The sequence below is a fragment of the Gammaproteobacteria bacterium genome (genome assembly GCA_029881255.1).
In the GTDB taxonomy this organism is placed as follows: domain Bacteria; phylum Pseudomonadota; class Gammaproteobacteria; order S012-40; family S012-40; genus JAOUMY01.
The window spans coordinates 14236-26924 of the sequence record JAOUMY010000014.1; the positions used below are offsets into that span (position 1 = coordinate 14236).

Here is a 12689-nt window from a genome sequence, read left to right on the forward strand (position 1 = left end):
ACAGGTGAAGCCCAAGCAACAGTTATTACAGAGTTTGACGGCGCATGTTGAGAAACATGCGCCGTCTGCGTTTTGGGTGGCCTATAGTGGCGGTCTGGACTCCACCGTGTTGTTGTATCTGGCGCAACAAGTTGCAGATCATTTCCCCGGCGTGGCATTGAAGGCTGTGCATGTGCATCACGGACTATTAGCCGAAGCCGATAGCTGGGTCACTCATTGTCAGGTGTTTTGCGATCGGCTCGCGATTCCCCTGAGCGTATGTCATGTCGACGCACGGCCGGAGAAGGGGCAGAGTCCTGAAGCGGCTGCGCGCGATGCCCGATACACAGCGCTTCGGGGATTGATGGCATCGGGAGATACCGTCTTGCTAGCCCATCATCAAGAAGATCAAGCGGAGACAGTGTTGCTGCAACTGCTACGTGGAGCGGGACCACGAGGGTTGTCGGGGATGGCTGAGGAATCTGTTTTGGGCGAGGGTTTTAAATTGCGCCCTTTGCTTGGTTGTTCTCGCGCCCAGTTGTTAGCTATTGCCGAGCAATATGCGCTCAGCTGGATCGAAGATCCGAGTAATGTCAGCACCGATTTCGACCGCAATTTTTTGCGCCAGTCATTGATTCCGCAATTGCGCCAGCGTTGGCCGGGCTTGAGCAAATCGCTGTCGCGCAGCGCGGCATTGTGCGGCGAGGCGGATCAATTGATTGAATTGATGGCGATGCAGGATTTGAACACTGTGCTGGTGAGCAATACGGAAAATAAATCTGTTCCGCCATTCGAAACTACCGGTTTATATATTCCTGCCTTGCTCACCCTGCCGATAGAACGTCGACATAATGTGTTGCGTCGCTGGTGCCGGTTAAAGGATCTGCCACTTCCGGCATTAGTTCATCTGCAGGGTATCGACAATACCGTACTCGCTGCACGGGAGGATGCGCAGCCGCTGTTGCAATGGCCGGGCGCGGAGGCGCGACGTTACCAGCAGCGCCTGTTTCTTGCCAGGCCATTGAGTACTCCACAAACGTTGGACCAGTCCTGGGATCTCGCGCGGCCGTTGAATTTGGGCGATGGTCGTTACCTGGTAGCGCAGCCTGCTTCTGGTCGGGGACTGGCGCGGGAGTTTGTTTTGTCTGCTCCGCTGCGGGTGAGTTTCCGCGAAGGTGGGGAACAGATCCAGCCACAGGGTGATTCTCATACACGCACCTTGCACAAGTTATTTCAACGGGCCGGTGTGCCGCCCTGGGAGCGGGATCGAATTCCGCTTTTGTGGCAGGGTAAGCAACTATTGGCAGTAGTCGGATACTGGCTGGCTGCGGCTTGTGTAGCTGGTGACGGCGAACCCGGCGTGCAGTTTGTTGTGACTGAGTCCAATTCTGAGACGTAATAAACGCTAACCAGATCCATGATTTGTCTATCTTTCGATTGTTAATTTTGGTCAGTTTTGATAACTTCTAACACCGTCCTATAGCTGTAACCCCTCCATCACAAAGCCGGTTTTACATGACACGATATATTTTTGTAACTGGCGGTGTAGTGTCCTCTTTGGGCAAAGGCATCGCCTCAGCATCTTTGGCTGCGATTCTTGAAGCGCGTGGCCTCAAGGTCACGATGATCAAGCTGGATCCGTACATCAACGTTGATCCTGGCACTATGAGTCCGTTTCAGCACGGTGAGGTCTATGTGACCCACGATGGTGCCGAGACCGATCTCGATCTTGGCCACTATGAGCGTTTTGTGCGTGCCACCATGGGGCGTAAAAATAATTACACCACTGGTCGTATATACGAGCGCGTTATCCAGAAGGAGCGTCGCGGCGATTATCTCGGTGCGACGGTACAGGTGATTCCGCACATCACCGATGAGATCAAGCGCTGTGTGATCGATGGGTCGCAAGGGGCCGAGGTGTCGCTGGTGGAAATCGGCGGTACGGTGGGTGATATCGAGTCCCTGCCATTCCTGGAGGCGATTCGTCAGATTGGCGTGGAGCTCGGGCGTGATCGGGTGTTGTATATGCATCTGACCTTGTTGCCATATATCAGCACCGCCGGCGAGTTAAAGACCAAGCCTACCCAGCACTCGGTGAAAGAATTGCGCAGCATCGGTATTCAGCCGGATATCCTGGTGTGTCGCTCCGAGCAGGAGATTACCGAGGGCGAGCGTAAGAAGATTGCCTTGTTCACCAATGTCCGTGAGAAGGCGGTTATTGCCGCCTATGATGTAGACAATATCTATAAGGTGCCTCAGGCGCTGCACGACCAGGGCCTGGACCAAATCGTCATCGATAGTTTTCATATGGATGCGCCAGCTGCAGATCTGAGTGAATGGCAGCGCGTGATCGAGATCATGGAGCATCCCAAGGATGAGATCGTGGTCGCCATGGTCGGTAAATATATTGAATTGACCGATGCCTATAAGTCACTTTCCGAAGCGTTGATCCACGCGGGTATTCAAAACCAGATCAAGGTGCGTATCGCGTATATCGATTCGGAGCAGGTCGAGCGTAACGGCACGGCGTGTTTGCAGGATGCAGATGCGATTCTGGTGCCTGGTGGTTTTGGTGAGCGTGGTGTCGAGGGCAAGATTGATACGATTCACTACGCACGATTGAACAAGATTCCGTATTTGGGAATTTGTTTGGGTATGCAGATGGCTGTGGTGGAGTTTGCCCGTCATCAGGCGAATCTCGGTGAAGCCAATAGTACCGAGTTTGATCCGAAGTCGCCGCATCCAGTTATCGGTTTGATTACAGAGTGGACGACGGGTGAGGGTGATGTGCAACGTCGTTCGAGTGATTCTGATCTCGGCGGTACGATGCGCCTGGGGGCGCAGAAGTGTCGCTTGGTGGAAGGTAGCAAGGTGCGCGCGGCCTATGGTGATGAGGTGGTTGAGGAGCGTCATCGCCATCGTTATGAGTTTAACAACGGTTATCGCGAGCAGTTGGAAGGCGCGGGGATGCGTTTTTCTGGTTTTTCGATGGATGGTCGTCTGGTTGAGGTGGTGGAGATTCCTTCGCATCCGTGGTTTGTGGCGTGTCAGTTTCATCCGGAGTTTACGTCTACTCCGCGGGATGGACATCGATTGTTTACGGCGTTTGTTGCTGCCGGGCTTGAGCATCATCTTAAGGGTTGATGTTCGGTGTTGTGTAAAGTTTATGTTTGGCTTTTGGGTTGGTGGTCAGTCAATTCAGGGGGAAAGGCTTTACAAAACTCGCTGTGAATACTTCCCTGTACGCTCGACGGCCGGTCTGCCCGCCATGGACGGCGGAAATGTGAAAGGATTGCCGGGAGCAATCCTCACCATGGCGCCGACGGTTTTGTAAAGCCTTTCCCCATGAATTGACTTTCGCGTTGTTGTGCGCCAAACACAGGCTTTTATTTTATTGTGGGGCGGTCGGCGAGATTATTGCCTTGCATAGTGTCTTTATTCTTTTTATTTGCGTGGATGTTTTGCTTCCATCGCGTCTTTGATCTTTTTAGCTGGAGTTTTCAATAAATATGAACCTTTGTGGTTTCAATGTTGGTTTGGATCAACCCATATTTCTTATTGCGGGTCCGTGTGTAATTGAGAGTGAACAGTTGGCCATGGATACTGCCGGTCAGTTGAAAGAGATGTGCGCGGCGCTTGATATTCCCTTTATCTATAAGTCCTCTTTCGATAAGGCCAATCGTTCTTCAGTGAGCAGTTACCGTGGGCCAGGCATGGAAGAAGGTTTGCGCATACTCTCTGAGGTGAAAAAGCAGCTCGGTGTGTCGGTGTTGACCGATGTGCATGAGGATACGCCGCTGGATGAGGTGGCATCGGTTGTCGATGTGTTACAGACCCCCGCATTTTTGTGTCGGCAGACGAATTTTATTCAGAACGTGGCGCGTACCGGGAAGCCGGTGAATATCAAGAAGGGCCAGTTTATGGCGCCTTGGGATATGAAGAATGTGGTGGAGAAGGCGCGGGCGACGGGCAATGACCAATTGATGGTGTGCGAACGTGGTGTTTCCTTTGGCTATAACACCCTGATTTCGGATATGCGCGGCCTGGCGGTGATGCGGGAGACGGCGTGTCCGGTGGTGTTTGATGCGACCCATTCGGTACAACAACCGGGTGGTCAGGGGACGAAGTCTGGTGGTCAGCGGGAGTTTGTACCGGTGTTGGCGCGGGCGGCGGTGGCGGCTGGGGTGTCGGGGTTGTTTATGGAGACCCATCCGGAGCCGGAAAAAGCCTTGAGTGATGGGCCAAATGCCTGGCCTTTGGGCATGATGGCGGATTTATTGGCCGCTTTAAGAGAAATTGATCACGCAGTTAAGGCAAGGCCTTTCCCTGAGGCGCAATTTTTAAGATAATGCGCCCCGCAACAAACGATTGAAATCACAAAAACGGTCCGAAAGATGATTTGGCCCCTTTGTTGGGGTGTTAGTGGCGGGCCGATGTCTTTTTTACTGGAGTTATGATGTCTAAAATTTCTGATGTTAAAGCCCGCGAGATTATCGATTCACGTGGTAACCCCACTGTCGAAGCGGATGTGTATTTGGATAATGGTGTGATGGGCCGCGCAGCGGTGCCATCCGGTGCGTCCACCGGTGCCCGTGAGGCGGTGGAGCTACGCGATGATGATCCCAAGCGCTATGGCGGCAAGGGTGTCAAAAAGGCAGTGGCTAATGTCAACGGCGCGATCAAGGATGCGCTTGTTGGTCAGGATGCGAATCAGCAGCAGTTGATCGACCAAATCATGATTGATCTCGACGGTACGCCGAATAAAAGTCGTCTCGGTGCGAATGCCTTGTTGGCGGTTTCTCTGGCGGTGGCTCAGGCAGCGAGTGCCGATGCTAAGCGTCCTTTGTATCGCTATTTGGCAACCGATGATGAGTCGCTTTTGCCTGTGCCGATGATGAATATCATCAACGGTGGTGCCCACGCGGATAATAGTGTGGACGTGCAGGAATTCATGATTCTGCCTATTGGCGCGCCGAGTTTTTCTGAGGCACTGCGTTACGGTGCGGAAGTTTTCCATGCCTTGAAGAAGGTTTTGCATGCGCGCGGTTTGAATACCGCAGTTGGTGATGAGGGCGGTTTTGCGCCGGATTTATCTTCTAACGAAGAGGCTATCCAGGTGATTCTGGAGAGTATCGAGAAGGCTGGTTACAAGGCTGGTGAAGATATTTTGCTTGGTATCGACGTGGCCAGTTCTGAGTTCTATAAGAACGGTAAGTACGAGTTGTCCTCTGAAGGTCGTTCACTGACAAGCGCCGAGTTCGTGGATTATCTCGAAGGCTGGGTCAACAAGTATCCGATTATCACGATCGAAGACGGCCAGGCCGAGGACGATTGGGAAGGTTGGAAGCTGTTGAGCGAACGCTTGGGTAAACGCGTACAGTTGGTGGGTGACGATTTATTCGTGACCAATACGTCTATCTTGAAGGAAGGTATCGACAAGAAGATCGGTAATTCAATTCTGATTAAGGTTAACCAGATTGGTACCTTGTCTGAGACCTTGGCGGCGATTGAGATGGCGAAGAAGGCCAATTATACGGCGGTTATCTCTCACCGTTCCGGCGAAACCGAAGACACCACGATTGCCGATTTGGCGGTGGCGACTTCTGCTGGTCAGATCAAGACCGGTTCACTGTCGCGTTCTGACCGTCTGGCCAAGTACAACCAATTGTTACGCATCGAAGAGGAATTGGGTCGAAAGGCGAAGTACGCGGGACGTGCAGCGTTCTACAATTTGAAGTAGTCGTTGATCAGCAATAAAAACAACAAACAGGCTGCATTCTTGCAGCCTGTTTGGTTTTGGGGAATGCCGTTTTATACCGATAGGCAAGGGGACAATGAGACAGTCAGCACCAAGCCGTGTGTGGCCGCATGAAACGAGTGGCGATATACTGTCCGGCATGAAAATTCTGCTGGCGATACTCGTATTCCTGTTTCTGGCCCTCCAATATGCCTTGTGGTTTGGTGAGTCGAGTTTGCCCCAGTCCTGGACCTTGCGTGAGCAGGTTCAGGAACAAAAGACCGAAAACGCAAAACTGATACAGCGCAACAAAACACTGGAAGCGGAAGTGTTAGATCTCAAACGTGGTAAAGACGCCATTGAAGAACGTGCCCGATCGGAATTGGGCATGATTAAAAAAGGCGAGACGTTTTATCACATCATTGAAGAAGACAAGAAGGACGAATGAATCACATCTGGGCCGTTATTCCTGCCGCTGGCGTAGGCAAACGCATGCAGGCAGACAGACCTAAGCAATATTTGCAACTCCATCAAAAAACCGTGCTGCAACACACCATTGAACGAATGGCGGCGCATCCTTCTGTTACCGGCGTGGTGGTGGCGATTTCACCCGGCGATGGCTATTGGCCGGATTTAGCGATCAGTATTGAAAAACCTTTACATGTCGTCGATGGTGGCGACGAACGATGTCACTCCGTGTTGAATGGTTTGACGTTTTTGATGGAGCAAGATTTTGAAAACGCCTGGGCCCTGGTACACGATGCCGCCAGGCCGTGCGTGCGTCAGGAAGATGTGACGAAATTGATTAATCGCGTTGTTGATGCGCAGCAAGGCGGATTACTTGGCTTGCCAGTGTCGGATACGATTAAATTTTGTGACAACAGCGATGTCGTACAGAAGACGGTGAGTCGTGATGGTTTATGGCGAGCACTAACACCACAGATGTTTCGCGTGCGTGAGTTATACGATGCGATACGTCAGTCGCTGGAAGATTTGTATTTGGTGACCGATGAGGCCTCAGCAATTGAACATGTCGGTGGACGACCGCTTATGGTGGAAGGTCATCCAGACAATATCAAGATTACGCGTCCGCAGGATTTGATGCTGGCGGAAATGTTTCTTCAGCAACAGGAGAGTTAGTATATGCGCATAGGACATGGTTACGACGTCCATGCATTCGCTGAGAATCGCAAATTAATTTTGGGCGGTGTGGAGATTGCGCACGATCGTGGTCTTGCCGGGCACTCCGATGCCGATGTGTTATTACATGCGATTTGCGATGCGCTGCTTGGTGCAGCGGCCATGGGTGATATAGGGCAACACTTTCCGGATACGGCATCGGAATACGAAAACATCGACAGCCGTATACTGTTACGTCATGTGGTGAATTTGTTGCGAGAAAAGTCCTTCGTCGTGTCGAATCTTGATTGCACGATCATCGCCCAACGACCTAAGCTGGCGTCGTTTATACAACAGATGCGTGACAATATCTGCGAAGATTTAGGCGTGTCCAGGGATGCGGTGAACGTGAAAGCCACAACAACTGAAAAACTGGGTTTCACCGGAAGAGAAGAGGGAATCGCCGCCGAGGCTGTGGTCTTGTTACAGGAGAGTCGGGCATCTTCCGAGTAATTTAGCGATAGATATTAACCAATGGCATAGTTGAAAAACTGCGCAAACTACTTAGGCTTTCACCCAACTCATATCGCTGTAAATCTTTGGATGCCCTGAGTATACCAGGGCGACAATTCGGTAAAAGTAATCTGGATTAAGCCGTCTTTTTAACCTGAGATTCTATCGGTTCTTTCTTGTTAAACGTGGTCAGAAACGCGGAAATCAATGCGCGTTCTTCCGTGCCGAGGTTAGTAAATTCCAGGGCGATATTTACTGTTCTTGATTCTTTTTCCGGTGGACGTTCAATGCGGACGATCTCAGTTTTAATTCTGATGATCTTCTTGTTTATTTCAAATGAGAAATAGGGGTGATCGTATACGCGCCAATTGGCGACGGCCGTAGGTGAGCAGTTAATTAAACACCCACCCAGCGAAAAATTCTGCAAAGTGCTTTGCACTGTAATGCCATTAAGAGAAGCCGTAGCTTTTAACACGTCGAAAGGTGAGTGACGCGCCGCTGAGCGAGCTTCACTTTTTCCAACGGTGCGCTTGAGTGCTAGCAGAAGCGTGCGTGATGTGAATGGCTTTTTCACGAAGTTCTTGATACCTAAGCTAGCAGCCCTGGTCAGCAAGTCTGTAGTAGAGTGGCTGGACATCAACACGATGTGGGCTTTTTTGCATGAAGAGATGTTTTTCAAATCCTGGATCAATTCAAAACAATCTTTGTCCTGCAGGGTCGCGTCACAGAAGATCAAGTCGATGACTTTCTTGTTATTCGCAGCATTTATCGCTTCATTGGTCGTACCGGCTTGGATAGTTTCACCACACTGTTGGGCCTGGCGCAAGACAGACATCAGGGCCTTTCGCGCCCCCTGATTGTGGTCGATGATTAGGGCGACTTTTTGTGAATTTGTTGTCATTTTAAACCTGCGTATTGTTGAAAAGATTTGAAACAAAACTAGCACCTAGGTACTAGGTTGTTTAACGTCGAAAAAACTGGGCAATTTATCGTTTTTTATGTGACCTCAATCACAGTTTGATCGACATCAGCTTTTATCTCATTTTTTTGTGCGTTGTAAGCCACGGATTTGACAATAAAACCATAGGACCAGTTGGTAAGTTCAGTGCCTAAGGTATGGTCTCACAAGATTTCGTTTTAGGCCGATGTAGGTAATGTTATTAAACTAGCAAGAACTCGGGTGATATGGATTCCCAACAGAAAAAGATCAATGCGCTCGTTGTGGATGATAGTAGTGAGTTTCGCAATCTGCTCAAAAGTCATTTACGCCAGCTCGGCGCCAATGTCGTCGGGGAAACGGATTCCGCGATTAATCTGCATCAAGTAATTGGCGATAAGGTCGTTGATCTCGTTTTTCTCGATATCAATATGCCCGGTCCTTCGGGTCTTGATGCATTGCCCGAATTGAAAAAGCAATATCCAGCAATTGGCGTTGTTATCATCTCGGGTGAGAACTCAGCCGAAACCGTCTCTGCCGCGCTTAAGGCTGGAGCAGACGACTATATCCTTAAGCCGTTTTCGAGTAAAAAGGTTCAAGAGGTAATAAACGATTTTGTAAAGACCAAACAAAACAAGCCACCATCTAAGGTGAACTGCTATGTGGTCGACGACGAACCGCTAGCGCTAGAGATGCTGGAAGTCCGTTTAACAAAAATGGGTGGTTCAGTAAGAAAGTTTTCTTCCATTCCGCAATTTTTTATCGCTATGGAAGATACCTTGCCGGATATTGTTTATCTCGATATTCAAATGCCGCAGGCAAATGGTTTTGACGTTTTGCAGAAAATAAAACGTCAGTGGCCACATCAATACGTCATTATGGTTAGCGCTGAAAGCAGCATCGAGAATGTGAAAAAATCAATTGAGCTGCACTCAGATGGTTTTCTGGTAAAACCGGTGAGTATAAGAAAACTGGAAGAGAGTCTGGTGAACTACCGCAAGCTGCGCGGAAAATAATCAAGCCGCTTTTTGTCTTTGATAGCGTTTGTGTCTTTGCTTTTCCCTACGCGCGCTATTCCATGCCAGCCATAGTTTACGTAGTGGCGTCAGTTTGACGCGATGTTCCAGCACGCGAAAACCATCGTGTTCGATTTCATTGAGCAAGGCCAGATAGATTTCACCCATGATCAATCCACTACGCTGGTTATAGCGATCCACTTCGGGTAATAGACGAAAGGCGTTTTCATAGTGTTCTCTGGCGCGTTCCGCTTCGAAGCGTAAAAGATCAACAATCTTCTGTGAATGTTGTCCTTTTACCAATTCATCCATATCAACCCCAAACTGCGTCAGATCTTCTTGTGGCAAATATACTCTTCCACGTATGGCATCTTCACGTACGTCGCGAATGATATTGGTCAGTTGTAAGGCCATGCCTAGTTCATAGGCGTATTTGCGGGTGTTTCTGTCTTCATAGCCGAAGATCTCGATGGACAGCAGCCCAACGGCACTGGCGACGCGATAACAATACAAGGACAATTCCTTGATCGTCGGATAGACATCGTATTCCAGGTCCATCTCCATGCCATCAAGAATTTCGAGGAAATATTCTTTATTGAGGCTAAAACGGTCCAGGTGTGGCGCCAGGGCTTTTGTTACAGGGTGAGTAGGATTACCGGAATACAGTTTTTCCACTTCATCGCGCCACCAACTGAGTTTGGTTTTGGCGATGTCGATATTAGAACATTCATCGACGACGTCATCGACTTCACGGCAATAGGCATAAAGCGCGATGATCGCGTCCCGCCGTGGTTGTGGCAGGAAACGAAAACTGTAGTAAAAACTGGAGCCGCTCTGCGCAGCTTTGTTTTGACAGTATTCTTCGGGAGTCACGGTTCGTGGGCCTTTTCGCTCAAGCAGGCAGTGTACTGAGGGGCCGGGTTAGTGTAAAGAGGCGCCTCATACTCAGGTTTCGGTGGTTGTCTCTATTTCCAGTGCTCTGGCAGCTTTTTCCACCGGCTCCAGATCTGGAATTTCCTTCTTACCTTGTACCCCTAACTCGCTGAATTTGCGTGCCCCGGGCATTACGCGGGTGTTGAATGATCCTATCGCCTGGTTATAGTGACCGACTCCTTGTTCCAGGGACCGTCCCAGTTTTCCGAGGTGTTCGGCGAAGGTGGCCATGCGTGTATATAACTCGTCGCCGAGGGCGCGGATCTCTTCGGCGTTTTCTGCCAGACTTTCCTGGCGCCAGCCGTAGGCGATGGCGCGTAGTAAGGCGACCAGACTTGTTGGTGTGGAGAGTATGACCTTGTTTTTCATGGCGTCTTCAAGTAGCTGGCGATCAATATCCAGAGCGGCGCTGAGGAATTGGTCACCGGGGATGAATAGCACCACGAAGTCGGGGGCGTTTTTGAACTGTTGCCAGTAGGCCTTGCTCGCAAGTTCTTTTACACGATCACGAACGTGGCGCGCGTGGCGCGTGAGTTGTTGTTGTCGAGTTTCATCGTTATCGGCTTCGACGGCGGCGATGTAGGCATCAAGCGGGGTTTTGATATCGACGACGATGTCGCGCCCACCGGGCAGGCGTATCACCATGTCCGGGCGCAGGCGTCCATCCTCGGTGTTGATGGTGGTTTGTTCGTCGAAGTCACAATGTTCAACCATTCCTGCCAGTTCGGCCAGGCGTTTGAGTGTCATCTCTCCCCATTGGCCACGTACTTCGGGGCGTTTGAGCGCGGCAACGAGGTTGCGGGTTTCGCTTTGTAGTTTGTTCTGTGTTTCGGCGAGGCTTTCGAGGTGTTTGTTTAGCGCACCATAGGCTTCTTTGCGCTCGTTTTCGATTTGGCGTACTTGCTTTTCGGTTTTCTCTAGTGCTTCTTTGATCGGCTTGACCAGATTTTCGATGGCCTTTTCTTTCATCTCGAGTGAGCCTTTGGCCTCGACCTGGAATTGTTTAAGTTTTTCCTGTGCGAGTTGTAAAAAGGCTTCGTTGTTTTTGTTCAGTGCATCACGGGAGAGCGAGGTGAATGTCTCGGCAAAGTGTTTTTTGCTTTCGTCCAGCGCTTGTTGTTTTTGTTCGTAGAGGCGGTGTTCCTGGTCTACCTGGGTTTGTAATGCGAGATTTTTATCTTGTAACTCACGTAACTGTTTTTGAGCACGGAGTGTGGCGATTAGATAGCCTAAGGCTAGGGCTATCGCGAAGATTAAGAGGCTGATGACGATGTTACTAGTTGTCATACTAGATTCCTGGTTGTTTATGTAATTGTGGCTTCGATTCGCAGTCGTGGAGGCGGTGTTCCTCACGAAACTCGCTGTGAATACATCCCTGTACGCTCGACGGCCGCGTCCATGCGGCCGACGGTTTCGTGAGGAACACCGCCTCCACGACTGCTAGCATTGTAGTTGAATTCAGAGATTGTAGTGGCATTGGTAAAAAACGCTAATTTAGTTCAAAAGCTTGTAATCGATTCGTTACTCACCGTAGTAAACAATTTGTTAGGAGCACAGTTTCAATTCGGATGACCACTGAGCTATAGGGCTTACAAGGGGGAGAACGTTTACAAAACCGTCGACGGCAAGGTGTGGATTGCTCCCGGCAATCCATTCACATGCCCGCCGTCCATGGCGGGCAGACCCGCCGTCGAGCGTACAGGGAAGTATTCACAGCGAGTTTTGTAAACGTTCTCCCCCTTGTAAGCCCGCACCATCTCTCAGCAAGCACACTAGTCAGAACAACAAAACCTTACCACTTCTCAACAAACGCCCAAATTTCACTCGCATGATCGATCATCGCATCGGCGCCCCATTGATCGGGATTATCGTCTTCAAGCAAATAACCAAACAAGGCCGCAATCGTTTTCATGCCCGCAACGCGTCCCGCTTCAATATCACGTTCGGCATCGCCGACATAAATGCATTGTTCTGGGCGCACATTAATTTTTTCGCATGCGTAGTACATCGGTTCCGGGTGCGGTTTGGCCTTGCTCGCGGTATCGCCACTGACGATGCATCCCGCGCGGTCAAACAATTTTAGAGCTTGCATCAACGGATCAGTTAACCAGGATGGTTTGTTAGTAACGATTCCCCAGGCGATGCCAGAATCTTCCAGCTGATCGATCAAGGTTTCGATGCCGGGAAACAAGGATGTCTTGACTGCGATATTTTCCAAATAAATATCGAGAAACTGCTGACGAATCTCTTCGTATAAACCATCTTCCGGATCGAGATTGAAGGCGAGTTTGATCATTGCCTTACCACCATGGGACACCACGGGGCGTATCGCATCAAAGGGTAGCGCAGGTTTACCTCGCGCAGTTAGGGTTGCATTCAATGCATCCGCAAGATCCGGTGCGGTATCGGCGAATGTGCCATCGAGGTCGAACAAAACGGCGCGGGTATTGGCCAC

12 protein-coding genes are annotated in these 12689 nt (G+C 50.2%); 8 read left to right on the plus strand and 4 right to left on the minus strand.

From position 1 onward, the window contains the following. Positions 1–4: 4 nt before the first annotated feature. The 7 genes from tilS to ispF all read left to right on the plus strand — a co-directional run bounded on the left by tilS (position 5) and on the right by ispF (position 7348). Positions 5–1378: a tRNA lysidine(34) synthetase TilS gene (gene tilS / locus OEZ43_19170; GenBank protein MDH5547704.1), complete on the plus strand. Its 1374-nt coding sequence runs from the start codon at positions 5–7 to the stop codon at positions 1376–1378. 116 nt (positions 1379–1494) lie between these two features. Next, a complete protein-coding gene (locus tag OEZ43_19175; protein MDH5547705.1) occupies positions 1495–3123 on the plus strand; it encodes a CTP synthase in 1629 nt (542 codons plus the stop codon). 365 nt (positions 3124–3488) lie between these two features. Continuing rightward, positions 3489–4328, plus strand: a complete 840-nt coding sequence (kdsA, locus tag OEZ43_19180) for a 3-deoxy-8-phosphooctulonate synthase (GenBank protein MDH5547706.1) — start codon at positions 3489–3491, stop codon at positions 4326–4328. A 107-nt stretch (positions 4329–4435) separates the two neighbouring features. Further along, positions 4436–5719, plus strand: coding sequence for a phosphopyruvate hydratase (eno, locus tag OEZ43_19185; protein ID MDH5547707.1), 1284 nt, complete (start codon positions 4436–4438; stop codon positions 5717–5719). Positions 5720–5876: 157 nt separating this feature from the next. Next, on the plus strand, positions 5877–6164 hold the full coding sequence (gene ftsB, locus OEZ43_19190) for a cell division protein FtsB (protein ID MDH5547708.1): 288 nt from the start codon (positions 5877–5879) through the stop codon (positions 6162–6164). Then, positions 6161–6856, plus strand: a complete 696-nt coding sequence (gene ispD / locus OEZ43_19195; GenBank protein MDH5547709.1) for a 2-C-methyl-D-erythritol 4-phosphate cytidylyltransferase — start codon at positions 6161–6163, stop codon at positions 6854–6856. Before ftsB ends, ispD begins: the two co-directional genes overlap by 4 nt. A gap of 3 nt (positions 6857–6859) precedes the next feature. Then, positions 6860–7348, plus strand: coding sequence for a 2-C-methyl-D-erythritol 2,4-cyclodiphosphate synthase (gene ispF / locus OEZ43_19200; protein MDH5547710.1), 489 nt, complete (start codon positions 6860–6862; stop codon positions 7346–7348). Positions 7349–7484: 136 nt separating this feature from the next. On the opposite strand, the gene OEZ43_19205 is transcribed toward ispF, so the two are convergent. Next, the gene (locus OEZ43_19205) at positions 7485–8249 is read right to left on the minus strand and encodes a response regulator (GenBank protein MDH5547711.1); all 765 of its coding nucleotides are present in this window, start codon (positions 8247–8249) and stop codon (positions 7485–7487) included. Between the two features lie 284 nt (positions 8250–8533). On the opposite strand from OEZ43_19205, the gene OEZ43_19210 reads away from it, so the two are divergent. Further along, complete coding sequence (locus OEZ43_19210) at positions 8534–9301, plus strand: response regulator (protein MDH5547712.1); 768 nt, start codon at positions 8534–8536, stop codon at positions 9299–9301. Here OEZ43_19210 and hpnD read toward each other — a convergent pair whose 3' ends face one another. From hpnD to gph, 3 genes are all read right to left on the minus strand, one after another. Further along, a complete protein-coding gene (hpnD, locus tag OEZ43_19215; protein ID MDH5547713.1) occupies positions 9302–10174 on the minus strand; it encodes a presqualene diphosphate synthase HpnD in 873 nt (290 codons plus the stop codon). A gap of 72 nt (positions 10175–10246) precedes the next feature. Then, on the minus strand, positions 10247–11521 hold the full coding sequence (gene rmuC, locus OEZ43_19220) for a DNA recombination protein RmuC (GenBank protein MDH5547714.1): 1275 nt from the start codon (positions 11519–11521) through the stop codon (positions 10247–10249). 505 nt (positions 11522–12026) lie between these two features. Further along, entirely contained in the window at positions 12027–12689 is a 663-nt protein-coding gene (gene gph, locus OEZ43_19225; GenBank protein MDH5547715.1) for a phosphoglycolate phosphatase, read from the minus strand.

Bases quoted from the DNA above. Each gene is read 5' to 3' on its own strand.
- OEZ43_19175 (MDH5547705.1), top strand. From the start codon at position 1,495: ATGACACGATATATTTTTGTAACTGGCGGTGTAGTGTCCTCTTTGGGC.
- kdsA (MDH5547706.1), top strand. From the start codon at position 3,489: ATGAACCTTTGTGGTTTCAATGTTGGTTTGGATCAACCCATATTTCTT.
- eno (MDH5547707.1), top strand. From the start codon at position 4,436: ATGTCTAAAATTTCTGATGTTAAAGCCCGCGAGATTATCGATTCACGT.
- ftsB (MDH5547708.1), top strand. From the start codon at position 5,877: ATGAAAATTCTGCTGGCGATACTCGTATTCCTGTTTCTGGCCCTCCAA.
- ispD (MDH5547709.1), top strand. From the start codon at position 6,161: ATGAATCACATCTGGGCCGTTATTCCTGCCGCTGGCGTAGGCAAACGC.
- ispF (MDH5547710.1), top strand. From the start codon at position 6,860: ATGCGCATAGGACATGGTTACGACGTCCATGCATTCGCTGAGAATCGC.
- OEZ43_19205 (MDH5547711.1), bottom strand. From the start codon at position 8,249: ATGACAACAAATTCACAAAAAGTCGCCCTAATCATCGACCACAATCAG.
- OEZ43_19210 (MDH5547712.1), top strand. From the start codon at position 8,534: ATGGATTCCCAACAGAAAAAGATCAATGCGCTCGTTGTGGATGATAGT.
- rmuC (MDH5547714.1), bottom strand. From the start codon at position 11,521: ATGACAACTAGTAACATCGTCATCAGCCTCTTAATCTTCGCGATAGCC.